At 69.9% G+C, this 17,601-nt stretch carries 16 protein-coding genes and 3 pseudogenes; 14 read left to right on the top strand and 5 right to left on the bottom strand.

The window, feature by feature from the left end; translation table 11 throughout:
- Positions 1–240: 240 nt before the first annotated feature.
- Positions 241–952 (top strand): annotated as a pseudogene (locus ACFU8W_RS44595) (IS6 family transposase).
- A gap of 603 nt (positions 953–1,555) precedes the next feature.
- Here ACFU8W_RS44595 and ACFU8W_RS44590 read toward each other — a convergent pair.
- Positions 1,556–2,575, bottom strand: coding sequence for a response regulator transcription factor (locus ACFU8W_RS44590; protein WP_384050695.1), 1,020 nt, complete (start codon positions 2,573–2,575; stop codon positions 1,556–1,558).
- A gap of 213 nt (positions 2,576–2,788) precedes the next feature.
- Here ACFU8W_RS44590 and ACFU8W_RS44585 point away from each other — a divergent pair, with 213 nt between their 5' ends.
- The 10 genes from ACFU8W_RS44585 to ACFU8W_RS44540 all read left to right on the top strand — a co-directional run bounded on the left by ACFU8W_RS44585 (position 2,789) and on the right by ACFU8W_RS44540 (position 12,268).
- Positions 2,789–3,730: a P1 family peptidase gene (locus ACFU8W_RS44585; protein WP_384050692.1), complete on the top strand. Its 942-nt coding sequence runs from the start codon at positions 2,789–2,791 to the stop codon at positions 3,728–3,730.
- A complete protein-coding gene (locus ACFU8W_RS44580) occupies positions 3,723–5,501 on the top strand; it encodes an amidohydrolase (RefSeq protein WP_384050689.1) in 1,779 nt (592 codons plus the stop codon). Before ACFU8W_RS44585 ends, ACFU8W_RS44580 begins: the two co-directional genes overlap by 8 nt.
- Positions 5,404–6,993 (top strand): ABC transporter substrate-binding protein, encoded by a 1,590-nt coding sequence (locus tag ACFU8W_RS44575; protein WP_384050764.1) that lies wholly within the window; start codon positions 5,404–5,406, stop codon positions 6,991–6,993. The genes ACFU8W_RS44580 and ACFU8W_RS44575 overlap by 98 nt, the downstream gene beginning before the upstream one ends.
- Entirely contained in the window at positions 6,990–7,946 is a 957-nt protein-coding gene (locus ACFU8W_RS44570) for an ABC transporter permease (RefSeq protein WP_384050686.1), read from the top strand. The genes ACFU8W_RS44575 and ACFU8W_RS44570 overlap by 4 nt, the downstream gene beginning before the upstream one ends.
- Positions 7,943–8,812 (top strand): ABC transporter permease, encoded by an 870-nt coding sequence (locus ACFU8W_RS44565; RefSeq protein WP_384050682.1) that lies wholly within the window; start codon positions 7,943–7,945, stop codon positions 8,810–8,812. Before ACFU8W_RS44570 ends, ACFU8W_RS44565 begins: the two co-directional genes overlap by 4 nt.
- Entirely contained in the window at positions 8,813–9,796 is a 984-nt protein-coding gene (locus ACFU8W_RS44560; RefSeq protein ID WP_384050679.1) for an ABC transporter ATP-binding protein, read from the top strand.
- On the top strand, positions 9,793–10,584 hold the full coding sequence (locus tag ACFU8W_RS44555) for an ABC transporter ATP-binding protein (protein WP_384050676.1): 792 nt from the start codon (positions 9,793–9,795) through the stop codon (positions 10,582–10,584). The genes ACFU8W_RS44560 and ACFU8W_RS44555 overlap by 4 nt, the downstream gene beginning before the upstream one ends.
- Positions 10,585–10,667: 83 nt before the next feature.
- Positions 10,668–10,817 carry a hypothetical protein gene (locus ACFU8W_RS44550; RefSeq protein ID WP_384050673.1) on the top strand — a complete coding sequence of 50 codons (150 nt, stop codon included), beginning with the start codon at positions 10,668–10,670 and terminating at the stop codon, positions 10,815–10,817.
- A 24-nt stretch (positions 10,818–10,841) separates the two neighbouring features.
- Positions 10,842–11,090, top strand: a complete 249-nt coding sequence (locus ACFU8W_RS44545; protein WP_384050670.1) for a hypothetical protein — start codon at positions 10,842–10,844, stop codon at positions 11,088–11,090.
- Positions 11,087–12,268 carry a P1 family peptidase gene (locus ACFU8W_RS44540; protein WP_384050667.1) on the top strand — a complete coding sequence of 394 codons (1,182 nt, stop codon included), beginning with the start codon at positions 11,087–11,089 and terminating at the stop codon, positions 12,266–12,268. Before ACFU8W_RS44545 ends, ACFU8W_RS44540 begins: the two co-directional genes overlap by 4 nt.
- A 60-nt stretch (positions 12,269–12,328) precedes the next feature.
- Here the strand turns inward: ACFU8W_RS44540 and ACFU8W_RS44535 are convergent, their stop codons facing one another.
- A complete protein-coding gene (locus ACFU8W_RS44535; protein WP_384050761.1) occupies positions 12,329–12,757 on the bottom strand; it encodes an SDR family oxidoreductase in 429 nt (142 codons plus the stop codon).
- A 569-nt stretch (positions 12,758–13,326) separates the two neighbouring features.
- Between ACFU8W_RS44535 and ACFU8W_RS44530 the strand changes: the two are divergent.
- Positions 13,327–13,475 (top strand): annotated as a pseudogene (locus ACFU8W_RS44530) (CorA family divalent cation transporter); the annotation flags it as partial.
- 229 nt (positions 13,476–13,704) lie between these two features.
- On the opposite strand, the gene ACFU8W_RS44525 reads toward ACFU8W_RS44530, so the two are convergent.
- Together ACFU8W_RS44525 and ACFU8W_RS44520 are read right to left on the bottom strand one after the other, a co-directional pair.
- Positions 13,705–14,586 carry a carbon-nitrogen hydrolase family protein gene (locus tag ACFU8W_RS44525; protein ID WP_384050664.1) on the bottom strand — a complete coding sequence of 294 codons (882 nt, stop codon included), beginning with the start codon at positions 14,584–14,586 and terminating at the stop codon, positions 13,705–13,707.
- A 5-nt stretch (positions 14,587–14,591) separates the two neighbouring features.
- Complete coding sequence (locus tag ACFU8W_RS44520; protein ID WP_384050661.1) at positions 14,592–16,103, bottom strand: APC family permease; 1,512 nt, start codon at positions 16,101–16,103, stop codon at positions 14,592–14,594.
- A 130-nt stretch (positions 16,104–16,233) separates the two neighbouring features.
- On the opposite strand from ACFU8W_RS44520, the gene ACFU8W_RS44515 reads away from it, so the two are divergent.
- Entirely contained in the window at positions 16,234–16,830 is a 597-nt protein-coding gene (locus tag ACFU8W_RS44515; RefSeq protein WP_384050658.1) for a TetR/AcrR family transcriptional regulator, read from the top strand.
- Between the two features lie 40 nt (positions 16,831–16,870).
- Here ACFU8W_RS44515 and ACFU8W_RS44510 read toward each other — a convergent pair whose 3' ends face one another.
- Positions 16,871–17,038 (bottom strand): GXWXG domain-containing protein, encoded by a 168-nt coding sequence (locus ACFU8W_RS44510; protein ID WP_384050758.1) that lies wholly within the window; start codon positions 17,036–17,038, stop codon positions 16,871–16,873.
- An 84-nt stretch (positions 17,039–17,122) separates the two neighbouring features.
- Between ACFU8W_RS44510 and ACFU8W_RS44505 the strand changes: the two are divergent.
- A pseudogene (locus ACFU8W_RS44505) lies at positions 17,123–17,601 on the top strand (transposase family protein); the annotation flags it as partial.

The raw sequence follows: 17,601 nt of genomic DNA, 5'->3' as shown, positions 1-17,601 counted from the left end.
CCGCCTCGCGGGCCTTGTCGGTTCCAGCGTCTGCGGCAAGCCGACCGGCCAGGAGGCGATGCGGTCACCGGTCACGCAGGCGGTTGATCACCGTTTGTGCTGCGGCGAGAGCGTCCTGGGCAGCCCGGGCCTGGGTGAGGGTGGCCGAGCCAGCGCCCGTGGTGGCCGGCAGCGGGCGCCGTCAAGTTGGCTGGCTGAGTGGGATGATCTTCGGGTTGATCATGCTGGTGAGGGTTGTCCGTGGGGGACGTGTCGCCGTCGTACAAGGACCATCGGTACCCGGTCGAGGTGATCTCCCACTGTGTGTGGCTGTACTTCCGGTTTCCGCTGTCCTTCCGTGAGGTGGAGGAGTTCATGCTCGAGTGCGGCGTGATCGTCTCCCACGAGACCGTCCGGCGATGGTGCCGGAAGTTCGGGCAGTGCTACGCCGGCGCGCTGCGCCGCCGGCAGCCCCGGCCCGGCGACAAGTGGCATCTGGACGACGTCTTCATCAAGGTCAACGGTGAGCGGAAGTACCTGTGGCGGGCCGTGGATAACGTGACAGCGCATCCTGGACATTCTGGTGCAGAGCACGCGTGATGGCCGGGCTGCGAAACGCTTCTTCCGCATGCTGTTGAAGGATCTTGAGTACGTACCCCGTGTACTCGTCACGGACAATCTCCGCAGCTACGGCGTCGCCCACCGCGAGGTCATGCCCTCGGTGGAGCACCGCAGCTCGAAGTGCTTGAACAACCGTGCAGAGAACAGCCATCAGCCCACGAGGCAGCGCGAGAGGGCTATGAAGAACTTCCGCTCAACGGGTGCGGCGCAGGGATTCCTCGCCGCGTTCTCAAGGATCTCGACACTCTTCCGGCCCCGCCGGCATCTGATCACAGCGAGTGACTACCGTGCCGAGATGACCGAACGATTCCGCCTCTGGAAGACCGTCACCGGCGCGGCCGTGCACGCCTGAGCACCGTGCACGGCACGGCACCCGAGCGCCATCAGTACGCCACAACTCACCTGCCACACACGCAACTTGACAAGGCCGGCCCGGGCCGTGGAGGGCCAGCGGCGGCGCGAGGAACCGGCCCGGTGGGAAGCCACCTGGGAGTGTCCGTCCTGCCAGGCCGATGTCGAGCCCGGCACGGCGGGCCCGGCCGGGTATCGCCCCGCGGAGGGCGGGCTGTGCCCGGCCTGCGAACACACCGCCGCGAAGAGGTGCAGCAGAGCGTCGCCGCTGAGGGCGCTGAGGGCGCTGAGGACATGGCCAGCACAAATGGTATTTTTGCCCGCCTGAAGGCCCGGGCCGAAGGGCGGTAACCGGAGTCAGCGCGGCAGCGTGCCGGTCAGTGGTCGGACAGCCAACGGCCCAAGGGACACTCCCCTCGGTTTCGGTGTGTTCGTACGGCTTGCCAACCCAGCGGTGGGCAAGCCCCGGCCTGCTGGGCAAGCCGCCCAGCCACATGCCGCGCCGACTCATACTGCGGCGCGCTCTGTGATGCGCTGGTGGCACCGCTGCGCGCGGCCAGCCAGTTCGTCGCCCGCAGCAGGACGGCACCCGCCCCCGCGTCCCTCACACGCCGTCCAACTCCGCCCGCACCAGCCCCTCCCGCAGGGCGATCGCCGTCGCCCGGACGCGGCTGTCGCAGCCGAGCTTGTCGAAGATGTGCGCGATGTGGGTGGTGACGGTACGGACACTGAGCACCAGTCGGGCGGCGATCTTCGGGTTGGAGTCGCCCTCGGCGACCAGGGCCAGTACGTCGATCTCGCGCGGGGTGAGCCCGTATGGGATGCGACAGGGCCGCTCCGCCAGGACGGCGCAGTCGGGCGCGCCATCGACCGGCAGGGCCGAGCGGACCAGGTGCAGGTCCCGCCAGCATCCGGTGTGGTCCTGCCATAGTCTTCTGCGGTGGGACTCGCCCGAGGAGAGGAACTCGCGGGCCAGGTCGGCCATGCGCGGTTCGCCCGCGATCGCCTCGGAGTGCGGTCTGCCCGTCAGCGGGTGGTGCCGTCCGGTGGCGTCGAACGCCAGGGTGCCGCACCCGCGGGGCAGGCCGAGCGGATCGGGGTGGCTCAGGACATCGGTGACGTGGGCGAGCACCGGCGTCACTGCCCGGATCACCTCGCTGGTCCCCTCGTCGAACGCCTCCGGGTCGCGGGCGCTGAGGTGGAGCAGGCCGGTGTAACGGCCGTCGCGCAGGAAGAGCGGTGCGGTGAGACCGGCGCGCCAGCCGTAGGGGGCGAGGTGGTTCCGGAAGTAGGAGGTCTCGGCGAAGTCGTCGTCCGGCCCGTTCATCCGGGACGGACCGCCGAGAGTGATGACCTCCCGGAACGTCTCGGTCCGGGTGAAGTCCACGGCACCCACCTGGGGGTTCTCCGGTTCGTAGCCGTCGAACGTCAGGCTGCGGTGGTAGTTGGCGCCCGGATCGTACACGACCAGTTCGTAGGCCTCGGCCGGGACGATCTCCCGGAGCGCGGTCATCGCGTCGGTTCCGGCCGTCGCCCCGTGGCCCCGGGCGGCGCGGAAACCGACTTCGGCGAGTACGTCCATACGGCGGGCGCCCAGGCGGCGCACGTCGGCCCATGAGTCCATCGGCTCTCCCCGGTGTGGTGGCGGGAGGTTAGCAGGGTGCGGCCACCCTGCCCACGAGCCGTGTCCGCCCCGTGAGCCGGTCGTATCCGCCCTGTTAAGGACAGGTGGGTCGTATGTCCGGTCTCTGACCGCATATACGTAAGCCGGACGATGTCGCTGCCACCTCGATGTTTCCTAACGTCCGCCCCACGTCGATCGTCGAGAGGGGCGAAAGTGATCAAGGGGCTGCGCATCGGCCACTGGACCGACCGGGACGCGGGCACAGGGCTGACGGTCTTCGTCGTTCCGGAGCAGGCAACGGTGGCGGCGGCACCCCGGGGACAGAACCCCGGGACGCTGAACCTGGCTACCTACGACCAGTACGGCTGTTCCGACACGGTCGACGCCATCGTCCTGACCGGAGGCAGCTGTTACGGCCTGACCGCCGCGTCGTACCTGCAGAACGCGCTGGCCGAGCGGCAGCGCGGGGTCACGGTGCCTGGCGTGGTGTCCGCGGTGGTGTTCGACCTGGAGGTCGGGCGGGTCGACTGGCCCGAGCTGCACGCGGGCCACATGGCGTACGAGGCCGCCGTTGTGGCCGGTGAGGAGGAGGTGGGCACCGTCGGGGCGGGCACCGGCGTGACCGCGGGGTCCGTCGACGGGCCGGGCGGAGCGACCAAGGGCGGCTTCGGGCGGGCCTCGCGCCGTACCGCGCAGGGTCCGACCGTCGCCGCGTGGGCCGTGGTCAACCCGGTCGGCGACGTGATCGGCGAGGACGGCCGGGTGCTGGCGGGCCTGCGCCGCGACGGCCACTTCCACCGCGTCACCGAGGCGTTCGCCACCGACGTTCAGCCCGAGCAGGAGTGGGGCAGGGCCACCACCCTGGTCGTGGTCGCCGCCGACGCCAGGCTGACCAAACGGGAGGCATGGCGGCTGGCGCACGCCGGTCACGGCGGCATCGCACATGCGGTCACGCCGTGTGCGACGGGCCTGGACGGCGACACCTCGTTTGCCGTGGCCACTGGCGAGGTTGAGGTCCGCAACATGCTCGCGCTGGAGGGCGTCGCCGCTGCCGTCACCGCCGAGGCGATCCGTGACGCCGTACGGCAGGCCACCGGGCTGCACGGCGTACCCGCGCTGCGGGAACTGGGCCCGGAGGGCGACGCGCGTGTCTGAGGCGCCCTACACGCTCGTCCGCGCCCGCCGCGTCCACACCCTCGCTGACACCGGGACCGAGGCCGACGCGTTCGTCGTCGCCGGCGACCGGATCCTGGCCGTCGGCGACCGGCGGGACCTGCGCGCGCTGCATCCCGCCGCCGAGCCCGTCGACCTGGGCGACGGGGTGGTCGTACCCGGCCTGCACGACGCGCACGTCCACCCCACAGCGATCGCCGACGAGTCCTTCCAGGTGGACCTGTCCGCATGCACGACCCCCGAGGAGGTCGCCGCGGCCCTGCGCGACCGCGCGGAGGCCACGGGCGCCGGTTCCTGGGTGCTGGCCACCCGCTACGACCACGGCAAGTCCACCGGCGGACGCGTCCTGGACCGCGACGACCTGGACCGCATCTGTCCCTCGTGGCCCGTCCTGGTCATGCACATCGCGGGCCACTGGGCCGTCGCCAACACCCGGGCCCTCGAACTCGCCGGGCTGACCGACCACTCGGTGCCGCCGACCGGTGGCTCGTACGGGCGTGACGACGCCGGCCGGCTGAACGGCGTGCTGTACGAGCGGACGATGGCGCCGTTCGCGGTGGGTGGCGGCCTGGTGCCCGAGCCGGACCTCGCCGGCCGGCTGACCGCGCTCGGCGCGTTCCTCGGCAAGCTGAACGCCGCCGGGCTCACCTCGCTCTGCGACACCGACGTCAGCCCCCGGGGGCTGCGGCTGCTTCAGGAGGCCCGCGACCGCGGGCTGCTCACCGCACGGGTGGGCGTGCTCGTCAACCACGACTTCTTCGCCGCTGAGCGCGACCTCGGTCTGCGCACCGGGTTCGGCGACGCGACCCTGCGCTTCGTCGGCGTCAAGCCGTTCCTGGACGGCGCGGTCGGCGGCGGCACCTGTCTGCTGGAGCAGCCGTACGAGGACGGCGGCGGTCACGGACAACAGGTGCTCGGCGAGCGGGAGTTGGAGCGCGTCCTCACGGTGCACGAGGCCGGCTGCCGGCTCGCCGTGCACGCCAACGGCGACCGGGCGATCCGACTGCTGCTCGACGCGTTCGAACGGCTGCAGAAGGCGTCGGGCCGCCCGGTCGCGGGCCACCGCAGCGAGCACTGCTCGCTGGTCGACGACGAGATCCTCGCCCGGATGCGCGCACTGGGCCTGATCGCGGTCCCCTTCGGCAGCCATGTCGCCTTCCACGGCGAGAAACTGTCCGGTTACTACGGCGACCGGCTCTCCCGCATGTTCGCCCACCGCTCCCTGCTCGACGCGGGCATCGCGGTGGCGGGCTCCTCCGACTACCCGTGCGGCCCCTACGAACCGCTGCTCGCCCTGCAGTCCTGCGTCACCAGGCAGACGGCACGCGGCGAGGTTCTGGGCGGCGAGCAGCGCATCACCGCGGCCGGGGCCCTGCGGCTGTACACCACGGGCGCCGCCCTGGCCTGCGGGGAGGAACGCGACAAAGGCCGCATCGCCCCGGGGTTCCTCGCCGACTTCACCGTCCTGGCCGACGACCCGCTCCGCGTCCCGGCCGACCAGCTCTCCGCCCTCCCCGTCACGTCCACGTGGCTCTGCGGCCGCCAGGTGTGGCCCCGCCCCTGTGACCTTCCGACCTTCCGACAGGAGTTCCGACATGACACACAGCACACGCAGGACCCGCGCCACGCGATGTGCGTCGGCCGGGCTCGTCCTGGTGACGGCGGCCGCCTGCAGCGCCGGCCAGTCGGGCACCGGGTCCGCCACCGGCAAGGCCGTCGAGCTGGTCGTCGACACGCCTGCTGCCAAGGGTGAGGTCGACTCGGTGCGGTGGAACCTCGGCACGGAGCCGAACTCGGTGGACTGGATCTACAGTTACGACTACCCGCCCAACACCGTCATCGCCAACGTCTGCGAGAGCCTGCTGCGCCTCGGCCCGGACTTCTCGATCCGTCCCAACCTCGCCGAGAAGGTCGACCACCCGGATGCGAGGACCTGGGTGTACACGATCCGGCAGGGCGTCAGGTTCCACGACGGCACCACGATGACCCCCGAGGACGTCGCCTACAGCCTGCGCCGTCACATGGACTCCAAGCTCGGTTCCTACTGGGCGGAGGTCTACCGCAACGTCACCTCGGTCAAGGTGACCGGCGCCCACCGGGTGACGGTTAGACTGACCCGCCCCGACTCGCTGTTCAACCAGCTGATGGCGACGCCGCCCGGTGTCGTGGCGAGCAAGGCGTATGTCGAGAAGCAGGGGTCGAAGTTCGGCACCCCGGACGGCGGCCTCGACTGCACCGGCCCGTTCAAGCTCGCCAAGTGGACCAAGGGTCAGTCGATCACCCTCACCCGGTTCGACGGCTACTGGGACACCGCCCACGCGGCCAAGACCAAGAACCTGGAGTTCGCCTTCCTCGCCGACCCCTCGACCGAGGCCAACGCGCTGGTGTCCGGCGAGGTCGACGGCTCCTACAACATCGTCGCCACCAGCCTGCCCAAGCTGCTCGCCTCGGGGAAGGGCACGGTCTACTACGGCCCGACGACCTCCTCGATCAGCCTGGTCGTCTCCGGCCTCAAGGGCGCGCTGGCCGACCAGCGCATCCGTAAGGCACTCTCCCTCGCCATCGACAGGAAGGCGCTGCTGAAGACGGCGTACGCCGGACACGGGGAGCCGGCCAAGGCCGTCGTGTCCGACTTCACCTGGGGACAGGAGCCGGCCAAGTCCGTCTACCAGAAGGCCTACGACGCCCTGCCCTCGGTGGAGCAGGACCTCGCGCAGGCCAAGAAGCTGGTCCAGGAGGCCGGCGCTCCGTCCCGGCCGATCGTCATCGCCGCCAGCAGCTCGGATCCGATCAACGCGTTGATGTGCACGGAGGTCCAGGCCGCGGGCAAGCGCGTCGGCCTCGACGTGAGGATCAAGACCGTCGCGCCGGACGCCTACAGCTCCTTGTTCAGCGACCCCAAGGCACGCGCGGACATCGACCTGTTCCCCACCAGCTGGTACGGCGACATCGCCGACCCGCTGGACGTGTACGTGAACTGGCGCAGCGACAGCTTCGCGAACTACGGCGGCTACAAGAGCGCCGAGTACGACAAGCTGATCAAACGGGCGATCGGTGAGGACGACGCGGCCAAGCGCGCTGCGACCGTCGTACAGGCCCAGAAGACCGTGAGCGAGCAACTGCTCTGGATCCCGCTGCTGCAGACCCCCAACATGCTCTTCCTCAGCAAGCGCGTCACCGGCGCGCCCGCCACCAACGCCTACCTCTACTACCCGTGGGCCGCGCAGATCGGATCGGCGCAGTGACGAGATTCCTCCTGACCAGGCTGGGCGGGCTCGCGCTCACCCTCCTGGTCACCTCCTTCGTCGTATTCAGCCTGGTCCACCTGGCCCCGGGGGACCCGGCGTCGTTCCTGACCAAGGGCCGCTCGGTCTCCCCGGAGGCCATGGCCGCCCTCCGGGCCCAGTACCACCTGGACGACCCGTTCTTCGAGCAGTACGGCCGCTGGCTGGCCGGCGTCCTGCACGGCGACTTCGGCCGTTCGGTGCAGCACCGGCAGGAGGTCTCCTCGCTGCTGGCCGCCCGGCTGCCCGGGACGTTCTACCTCGTCGCCTACACCCTCCTGCTCAGCGTGACCGCCGGCACCCTGCTCGGCCTGGTCGGCGCCCTGCGCAAGGGCGTCGTCGACACCGTCCTGATGATGGTCACGACCGTCGCCACCGCGCTGCCCGCCTTCGTCGCGGGCATCGTCCTGATCGGCCTGTTCTCGGTGAAGCTCGGCTGGTTCCCGGTGTTCGGCGACGGCAGCGGCTTCTGGCGCCGGGTCTGGCACCTCACCCTGCCCGCCGTCGCGCTCGGCATGTCGTACGTGGGCCTGCTGTCCCGGATCACCAGGTCCACCGTGCTGGAGGAGATCCGGCGCGAACACGTCGAGGTCGCCCGCTCGCGCGGACTGGCCGAGAGCCGGGTGATCCGCAGGCACGTGGTGCGCAACGCGCTGCCGCCCGTGGTCGCCATGACCGGCCTGCTCGCCGCCGGTCTGGTCGTGCTCACCTCGGTCGTCGAGGTCGTCTTCGGTCTGTCCGGGATCGGCTCGCTGCTCATCCAGTCGGTCACCACCAAGGACTTCCCCGTCGTCCAGGCGGTCTGTCTGCTGGTGGTGGTCGTCTTCGTGGTGGCCAACACGCTGGTGGACGTGATCGGTTCGGTGCTCGACCCCAGGGTCCGGCTCGGCGGCGGAGCGGGGAGGAAGGCATGAGCGTCACCACCCTGAACCGCTTGAACCGCCGCGCGCTGCTCGGGCGGCTGCGGGCCACGGGCTTCGGCCCGGTGTTCTGGACGACGGTCGCCGTCCTCGGCCTGCTGGTCCTCGTCGGTCTGCTGGCCCCCCTGCTCGCGCCGCACGACCCCGACTACGCCGACCTGACCGCGTCGATGTCACCGCCGTCCGCCGACCACCTGCTCGGCACCGACTACTCCGGCCGGGACGTCCTCTCCCGGCTGATCCACGGCACCCGGCCGAGCCTGTTCGCCCCGTTCGTCGTGGTCGTTATGTCCACGGTGCTGGGCGTGCTGCTGGGCCTGGTCTCGGCCTGGAAGGGCGGCCTGGTCGACGCCGGCATCGCGCGCCTGCTCGACCTGGCCTTCGCCTTCCCCGCACTGCTGGTCTCGATCCTGGTGGTGGCCATGGTCGGCCCGGGACTGACCGCGCCGGTGATCGCCATGGGCATCGCCTACACCCCGTACATCGCGCGTCTGGTCCGGGCCACCGCTTCGACCGAGCAGGGCAAGCCGTACATCTCCGCCTACCGCGTCCAGGGTTTCTCCGGCTGGACGATCTCGCTGCGACACGTGCTGCCGAACATCTCCGGGGTGGTCTTCGCCCAGTCCACGCTGAACTTCGGCTACGCGCTCATCGACCTCGCCACACTGTCGTACCTGGGCTTCGGTGTGCAGCCGCCCGGCGCCGACTGGGGCAACGAGATCAACCAGGCGCAGCAGGCCATCCTGCTCGGCGCCCCCTTGTCGGCGCTCGTGCCCGGCCTCGCCGTGGTGCTGGCCGTGGTGGCGTTCAACATCGTCGGCGAGGGTATCGCCGACCAGGTCACCCGCAGGGAGCGATAGATGACTCTCCTCAGCATCGAGGATCTGACCATCACCCTGCCGTTCGGGCAGGCCGCCCGGCCCATCCTCGACCGGGTCTCGATCACGGTCGAGGAGGGCGAGACCGTCGGCCTGGTCGGCGAGTCCGGGTCGGGCAAGTCGGTGACCAGCCGCGCCGCGCTCGGCCTGTTCCCGGCTGGCGCAGCCACCGCCGGCACGATCCGGGTCGCGGACCAGACCGTCCTCGACTCCACGGTCGGGTACAGGATGGACAAGGCCGGGCTGCGGCGGATGCGCGGCGGCATGGCGGCGATGGTCTTCCAGGACCCGCGGGCGTCGGTCAACCCCCTGCACCGCGTCGGCGACTTCCTGACCGAGGCGATGCGCACCAACCGTGGTCTGACCCGTCGGGAAGCCGAGTCCCGGGCCGCCGAACTCCTGGAGTCGGTGGGCATCACCGATCCGGGTGGCGCTCTGCGGCGGTGGCCGCACGAGTTCTCCGGCGGCATGCTGCAACGCGTCGTGATCGCCGCGGCGCTGGCCGCCGACCCACGCCTGCTGCTCGCCGACGAGCCGACCACCGCCCTGGACGTGTCCACCCAGGCCGAGGTCATCGCGATCCTTGCTCGACTGCGCCGCGAGCGCGGCATGGGCATGCTCTTCGTCACCCACGACCTCGACCTCGCCGGAGCGATCTGCGACCGGATCTACGTGCTGTATGCGGGTCAGGTGATGGAGACCCAGCCCACCCAAGGCCTCTTCAGGACTCCGCGCCACCCCTACACCGCGGCCCTGCTGGGCTCCCGCCCCCACCTGGACGGCCCGGCCATCCGCCTCGACGCGATCAGCGGCCTCCCCCTCAGTCTGGACCAGGCAGTGCCGGGATGCCCGTTCGCACCTCGCTGCGAACGGGTCACGCCCGACTGCGAACAGGACCGCGTCCCACTGACCACGCACGACGGCGCCGAAGTGGCGTGCCTGCGCGCACAGGAGGTTTCCCGGTGACCCTGCTCGAAGCGGAGGGCCTGCGCAAGGACTTCGGCCCGGTGCGCGCGGTGAACGACGTCTCCTTCCGGCTGGAGGAGGGCAGGTCGCTCGGCATCGTCGGCGAATCGGGGTCGGGCAAGACCACGATCGCCCGCATGCTGGTGGACCTGGAGACCCCGGACGCGGGAAAGGTACTGGTCGACGGCAGGCGCCGGCGCAATGAACGGCTCGCGCGAGCCCGTGAGATCCAGATGGTCTTCCAGGACCCGTACCTCTCGCTCGACCCGCGTATCACGGTGCACGACTGCCTGGCCGAGGTACTTCGCCTTCACCTCCGGCCCGGCCGGGCCGAGATGGAGGGGCGCATCGCCGAACTGCTCGACCAGGTCGGCCTCGGGCCCCGGGAGGCCGGGTGCCTGCCCCGGCAGCTGTCCGGCGGCCAGCGCCAGCGCGTGGCCATCGCCCGTGCCCTGGCCTGCGAGCCGCGCGTCCTGATCCTGGACGAGGCCGTCGCCGCCCTCGACGTCTCCGTCCAGGCGCAGATCCTCAACCTGCTCTGCGACATCCGCCGCGACACCGGCATCGGCTACCTGTTCATCAGCCACGACCTGGCAGTGGTCCGGTACGTGACCGATGACGTTCTGGTCCTTCACCGCGGCACCGCGGTAGAGACCGGCTTCACCGAAAGCGTCCTGATGGCACCCCGCCACCCCTACACGCGGCTGCTCCGCGAGTCGGTCCCCAGGCCCGGCTGGGACCCGTCGGCGATCGCCCGCGCCCGCCGACGGCTGGCACAGCGACGCTAGGTCACGGCGCAGGGCCCGGTCGGCGGTTCACCGGCTGGGCTCTCGGGGGTGACTCCGCGTTAGAGTCCATAAATTTCAGTTTAATGAATCTGGCCAACTCTCCTGGGGGACTTGATGGCAGTCACGCCTACCGCAAGACCCGGCGACTGGCCACCGGCAAGGGCTTCGCCGCCGACTCCGTCGGCGTGTTGTCGATGGTCTTCCTGGGGCTGGCCTCGGCCGCACCGGCCTAGAGCATCACCGTCGCGCTCGGCCTGGTGGTTCTCACGATCGGCCTGCTGATCTGCGCCTACTACAACGCCACCGCCTTCGCCTGCGTCTGGTACATCAGCCGCGAACTGTGTTCCCCCATGGTGCTCCCGACCAGTTGCCTGCTCCTCCGCTTCTTCCGCGAAGGCCGACGCACGGTCGCCGAAGCACGCGTCACCGAGAAGCGAACCTTCCCCTTCGGCCCCGCCGACACCCATGAACCGCCCACCACTCGCACGGAGAGCCCCGCATCATGACCCTCAGCACCCACCTGAGCACGACCGAGACCCTCCCCGCCCACCACACCCCCTCCGGCCGTCCCCGGGCGCGCGCCCTCGGCATCCCGCTCGACGGCACTCCCGGACCCTGGAACGCGATCACGGACGTCCCGGGCGTCGAGGTCGGGCACGTCACCCTGATCGAGGGCGAAGGCGTCCGCACCGGCGTCACCGCCCTGCTGCCGAGGGGGCGTAACGGGGTTGGCACGCCCTGCGCGGCCGGCTGGTACTCGCTCAGCGGCAACGGCGAGATGACCGGCACCACCTGGATCGAGGAGTCCGGCGGCTTCAACCTGCCGATCGCGCTCACCAACACCCATGCCGTCGGCGCGGTCCACACCGGCGTGGACCAGTGGGTCGCCGAACACCACCCACGCCTCGCCGCGCAGTGGATGCTTCCCGTGGTCGCCGAGACATGGGACGGCTACCTCAACGACATCAACGGCCGCCGTGTCCACCCCGAACACGCCATCGCTGCCATCGAAGCGGCCGCCTCCAGCCCACTGGAGGAGGGATCGGTCGGCGGCGGCACCGGCATGAACTGCTACGGCTTCAAGGGTGGTTCGGGATCCTCCTCCCGTACCGTCGAGTACGGGCCGGACACATGGACCATCGGCGCCCTCGTCCAGGCCAACTTCGGCGACCGGCGCGAACTCGTCATCGCCGGCGCGCCAGTGGGCCGCTCCCTGCTCGATGACAACCCGCTGGAGGACGACGACTGGTTCCAGCGGGACCTGGAAGGTACGCCCGGCCGCGTACCGGGCGGGGCGGGTTCCGTCATCGTCGTCCTCGGGACCGACGCGCCCCTGCTCCCCGGCCAGTGCAAGGCCCTCGCCCGCCGCGCTGCCCTTGGCCTGGCCCGCACCGGCACCAGCGGCGGCCACTTCTCCGGCGACATCTTCCTTGCCTTCTCCACCGCCAACGCCGGTGCCCTCAACAGCACCTTCCCCGAGGGGGATCCGACCGAGGAGGACTACGACAACCTCCGCTTCGTCCCGTGGGGCCGGATCGATCCCTTCTACGAAGCGGCCGTGCAGTGCGTCGAGGAAGCGGTGCTCAACGCCCTCGTCGCCAACGAACCCATGACCGGCCGTCGGGGACACCGCACACCGGCCCTCCCGCATGACCGGGTCCGCGCCCTGCTCGGTCTCGCCTGACCCGATCCGAGCGCCATGCCGCCGCCCGCCGTGCGCGGACGGCGGCCTGCGGCCGCGCGGTCAGCTGGCCTGAGCGGTGGGCATGATGGTGACCTGCTGCAGGTTGGCCCGCGGCGGGAGGCTCGTCAGGAAGGCGACGGTCTGGGCGATGTCCTGCGGCGTGAGCCACTCCATCGACTCCTTCGCTCCTTCCAGCCACTCCAGCGTGCCCTTGTCGGTGACGTGACTCTGCAGTTCGGGAGCGACGATGCCGGGCTCGATGGCCGCCACGCGCACCCTCTTCGCTCCGAGTTTGGCCCGCAGGGTCCGAGACAGGTGAGTGACGTACGCCTTGGTGGCAGCGTAGACCGCGAAATACGGGAAGATGTTCTGCGCCGCGACGGACGAGGTGTTGATCAGGTCGGCCACACCACGCTCGTCGGCGGCCCGCACCAACTGCGGGGTAAACGCGGCGATGGTGTTCATCAGACCGGTGACGCTGAGGTCGATCTAGAGCTGCCACTGGTCGGTGGCCAGCTCCTCGATCGGGGCGGGCAACATGACACCCGCGTTGTTGAACAGCAGGTCGGCGCCGCCCAGCTCGGACACGACCCGGTCGGCGGCCCCAGCTGCCCGACATTCCCGACCCACGCGCCGACGACCTGAAGCCCTTCCTCGGCAGGGGGAGCCCTTACGGCCCCTAACACGACACCCGCGCCCGTACGCGGCTGGGGTGATGTTCGCTGCCGCCTCAACCACACGCCTTCGAGCACATGGTCAGCGTGAGGCCACGGCTCACCGGCTCCAGGGGGGAGGCCGATAGCTGCACGCCAGCCTCACTCCGATGCGGTGCGTAGCCGTCTCGCAAGCCCAGAATAGCCGCCTCACCAGCGGAAACGCCGCCAAGAACCAGCGACCGCTGGGGAGAATCAGGGAGAATGAAGTCGCTCTGGGGAGCGGCTGGGGAGAATCGACTGCGTAAAACGGCGTCACCGTGAAAGCACCGGAAACAAGCAAAGCCGCAGGTCAGCACGCCTCGTAAAGCGATCTGCACAGGTCAGCGCCCTGAGAGCGACGACTTCAAGAAGATCTCGTTGTGGGCGGCCATCCTCTTTGCGCCCACGCTGGTGGGAACGATCTACGGCACGAACTCAAGGTCATGCCTGAGTTGAGCTGGAGCTTCGGATACCCCTTCGCGATCGGCTTGATGGGGGTGGTTTGCGTCAGTAGCCCGTGGCGCGTCGGCGCGCGAGCAGCGTGTGGCGGTTCGGACGAGGAAATCTGCGACTCCCGGTACGTATCGCCCCGCCCGGACCGTCGGCTCACAGTGGCGGACGGTCCGCGCGGTTCCCGTGCGACAGCGCGGTGCCGTCCGTTCCACCGCGACGGGACGGTGGAACGGACGGCACCGCGTGGCGGTCGCATGCACCCGGGACCGCCCGGATGCGACCTCGGTCTCAGTTCTCTTCGGTCTCCTTGAGCCACTCGGGCGTGCGGAACGTGCCCCCGTACATGGGCAGTTCGATCGTCGATCCGTAACGGGCCAGCTGGCTCCAGGGGCAATTGATGCCCGCGGAGCCGTACCGGCGCACCCGGGTGACCGCGTCCAGGTCCAGGACGTCGACGAGGATCTCCTCGCCCGTGCCCGCCTGCTGGCGGACGGTCCCCTCGGGGTCGACGATCGCGCTCGCGCCGACGCCGGCCGGGTCGGAGGCGTTGACGTTGACGACGTAGAGCTGGTTGGTCCAGGCGTTGGACCGGGCGCAGACCAGTTCCATCTCCCGGTCGCGGGTGGTGGTCAGGGTGGGCTGGACGACGACCTCGGCACCGAGCCAGGCCAGCTGGCGCATGGTCTCGGGGAAGGAGCCGTCGTAGCAGATGGCCAGGCCCATGCGGCCCACGTCCGGGATGTCGAAGACGGTGAAGGAGTCGCCCGGTTCCGCCCCTTCGTAGGGCTGCCAGGGGAAGACCTTGCGGTAGCGGGCGGCGATCTCGCCCTGCGGGGAGATCGCCAGGGCGGTGTTGTGGATCGTGTCGTCGTCCGTGCGCTCGAAGACAGAGCCGGGGACCAGCCACAGACCGGTCTCTGCGGCGAGCTCGCAGAGCCGGTCGGTGAGCGGCCCGGGGAGGGTGACGGCGGCCTGTTCCATCCAGTTCTCGGGGCGCTCGCCGAGCAGCGGCCCCTCCGCGGCGAGGAACAGCTCCGGCACGACGACCAGCTGGACGTGGGGGAAGACCTCACGGACCGTCCGGACCTGGTGGGCGAACCGGGACCAGCTCGCTTCCAGGTCGTAGGCCACGGGGGCGGTCTGCAGGGCGGCTATGGCCAGGGTGCGCATCGGGATCAGCTTTCGTTGACGGTCGGTCGGACGACGGAGGTCTTGCCCTCGCGGAAGAAGCGGGGGAAGTAGCGGCGGACGAGCAGGACGAGTGGGATGCCTAGGACGACGGAGCCGATCCCCAGCAGGAAGACACCGCCGATGCCGTGGAAGGAGGTGCTTCCGTAGTCGGGGGCGATCATGTCGTAGGCGCTGCGGGCGAAGGCCGCGAGCATCATCAGACCGCCCAGCAAGGGCAGTACGCCCTTGAACAGCAGATCGCGCCCGGACGCGCGCAGACGGTGCCGGAAGTGCCAGACACAGGCGAACGCGGTGGCGCCGTAGTAGCAGGCGATCAGCAGGCCGATGGAGAGGATCGCGTCGCCCAGGAACCGCGGCGAGGCCAGCTTCAGCACCACCAGGGTCACGGCGGTGGCGGCTCCGAAGAAGACCGTGCCGACCGTGGGCGTCCTGTGCCGCAGGTGGATACGGGCGAAGACCTTCGGCAGCGCGCCATGGGCGGTCATCGACAGACACCCGCGCCCGCTGCCGACCAGGCAGGTGACCATCGCGGACAGGGCGCTGACGCAGACGGCGAGCTGTACGACGGTGGCCAGCGCGTTCCCGACGAGGGGTGGGGCCAGGGCGGACAGGAAGTCCGTGGCGTTGGCGGGGTTGCCCAGCCCGATCCCGGTGGTGCCGGTTCCGGCGTAGCCGACCGCGGCGAAGGCGGTGAACAGGTAGGTGGCCAGCAGTACGAAGGTGGAGATCAGCACGGCCCGGCCTGGAACGCGGTCGGCGTCGTTGCTCTCCTCGTTGACGGTGATCAGGGCGTCCCAGCCCCAGTAGATGAACAGACACAGCAGCACCGACTCGGCGAACGGCCCGGCGCCCTGGAAGGCGAAGGGGTTGAGCCAGGACAGCGACGGGGTGGCGGCACCGGGCCGGGTGAAGGCGGCGAAGCCGATCCCGAAGAGCGCCACCAGCTGCAGTCCGAGCAGCGCGTACTGGACGGCGGTGGCGATCTGCAGGCCCCGGCGGGCGAGGACGGTCGCACCGGCGAGCAGGACGAGACCGGTGACGGTCACGGCGGTGCCGTCGCCCGCCAGGCCGTCGAGGCCGACGATCGAGAGCAGGTAGCCGGCGCTGACCTGGGCTAGCGCGGTCATCGCGAAGAGCGAGGCCATTGTGGGCACCCAGCTGCCGATCAGCCAGCCCGTCCAGGGGCCGAAGGCGCGGGTGTTCCACACGAACGTGGTCCCGCAGTCCGGCATGTCCCGGTTCAGCTCCCGGAAGGCGAACGCGGTGAACAGGATTGGCACGAAGCCGATCAGCAGCGCGGCGGGGGCGAGATGCCCGACGGTCATCGTGACCAGGCCGAGCGTGACGGCGATGGAGTAGGCCGGGGCGACGGAGGACAGCCCGAGCGCGACGGCGCCGAGCAGGCCCACGGTGCCGCTGCGCAGGCCCTTGCCCGTGGAGACGGGGGAAGCGCCGACTCGCGCTCCGGAGTCGGTGTCATGCGGGTTGAGCGTCACGGCGGGGCTCCTCACGTGCGACGCCATCTGTTAAACGCAGATTTAAGAAGTGGTAGGCAAGTGCGTCAAGACCTGGGAGGATATTGTTAAATAAGAATGAAGATGGTGGACGGGTGAAGGTGGGCAGGTCATGGCAGCGAAGAAACAGGGCAAGGAGGCCCGTCGGGCGGAACTGGGTGCGGCCGTGCAGCGGGCGCTGCTAGCGCGCGGCCTGGACGGGCTGCGGCTGCGCGACATCGCCGAGGAGGCCGGGGTGACGCCCGCGGCCGTGCTTTACTACGGCGACCTCGACGCCCTCGTCCACGAGACCTACCAGCAGGCCATCGAACGCTACAGCCAGGAGCGGGAACGGGCCGCGGAGCGCTTCACCGACGCCCGCGACCAACTGCGCGCTTGCATCGACCACGGCCCGGCCACCGGCCCCGAGGACGCGCTGACGCGGTTGCTGTACGAGTACTGGCCCCGCTGCCTGCGCGACGCCAAGGCCGCCGCCCTCGACAGCGCGCTGACCGAGCGCCAGATCGCGGTGTACTACGGCGTCCTGGTGCTGGGCCAGGCCCAGGGCCACTTCGTCCTCACGGACCCGCCCAGGCTCCTCGCGGCGAACTTCGTCGCTATGGAGGACGGCTATCAGATGGAGATCCTTGCCGGTCGGCGCACCCGCGTGGAAGTCGTCGCCGCCCTGCGGTCCTATGCACGTGCGGTGACCGGACACGACATGGGTTGATGTCCGTGCCCGTCACGGCGAGTGACTGTGTGGTTGATCCTCAGGAAAGGCTGCTGTCATCCGCCTGGCAGATCAGCGGTTTGGAGTCGTCCAGCGCGACGAACCGTTTGCCGTGCCACCGGCTGCCCGCCAGCACCTGCTCGGCGGGAAGGCCAGCCGGGAAGGCGAAACCCCACAAGAAGCAGAGAATTGACGATACGTCGACGATCCCGAGGTCCGACAGGGGGGTGTGTCAATTTAACGGCCCTGTCTCATATTCGGTGGTGACGTAGAGTTGTGAGGGGTCGTTGACATCAGTGTGATGGATGTCAACGAGCTTGTGCAGACGGTGTTTTCGGGACTGTCCCCGCTGGTCATCGAGGATGTGGCCGCCGAGGGTGAGCGGATCGTGGTGCGGGCACGGACTCCGAAGGACACCGCGGTCTGCCCGACATGCGGGCCTCGTCGGGACGCGTGCATGGCTATCACTGGCGGACCGTGGCAGACATACCGGTCGACGGTCGACGGGTGGTGGTCCGCGTACGGGTGCGGCGCCTTGTGTGCCCCACGCGCGGCTGCCGCCACACCTTCCGCGAGCAGGTGCCCGGAGTCCTGGAGCGATACCAGCGACGCACAGCCCGTCTGACCAGGCAAGTCAAGGCCGTGGTCAAAGAGTTAGCGGGCCGGGCGGGAGCACTGTGGGTGCCGATAACTTCATCCGCGCAGTTCAAGCGGCATGTTGATACTCGTGCAGGATGCCGCCGAGTCGATCACGTCTGCGGATGTCGAGGT

This window comes from Streptomyces sp. NPDC057565 (assembly GCF_042801455.1).
Taxonomy (GTDB): domain Bacteria; phylum Actinomycetota; class Actinomycetes; order Streptomycetales; family Streptomycetaceae; genus Streptomyces; species Streptomyces yanii.
The sequence above is the reverse complement of the archived record's forward strand: the minus strand, read 5'-3'. Positions and strand labels throughout refer to the sequence as shown.

Excerpts from the sequence above, each read along its gene's own strand:
- ACFU8W_RS44540 (WP_384050667.1), top strand. The coding sequence starts at position 11,087 with ATGACCCTCAGCACCCACCTGAGCACGACCGAGACCCTCCCCGCCCAC.
- ACFU8W_RS44515 (WP_384050658.1), top strand. The coding sequence starts at position 16,234 with ATGGCAGCGAAGAAACAGGGCAAGGAGGCCCGTCGGGCGGAACTGGGT.
- ACFU8W_RS44565 (WP_384050682.1), top strand. The coding sequence starts at position 7,943 with ATGAGCGTCACCACCCTGAACCGCTTGAACCGCCGCGCGCTGCTCGGG.
- ACFU8W_RS44560 (WP_384050679.1), top strand. The coding sequence starts at position 8,813 with ATGACTCTCCTCAGCATCGAGGATCTGACCATCACCCTGCCGTTCGGG.
- ACFU8W_RS44525 (WP_384050664.1), bottom strand. The coding sequence starts at position 14,586 with ATGCGCACCCTGGCCATAGCCGCCCTGCAGACCGCCCCCGTGGCCTAC.
- ACFU8W_RS44550 (WP_384050673.1), top strand. The coding sequence starts at position 10,668 with ATGAATCTGGCCAACTCTCCTGGGGGACTTGATGGCAGTCACGCCTAC.
- ACFU8W_RS44590 (WP_384050695.1), bottom strand. The coding sequence starts at position 2,575 with ATGGACTCATGGGCCGACGTGCGCCGCCTGGGCGCCCGCCGTATGGAC.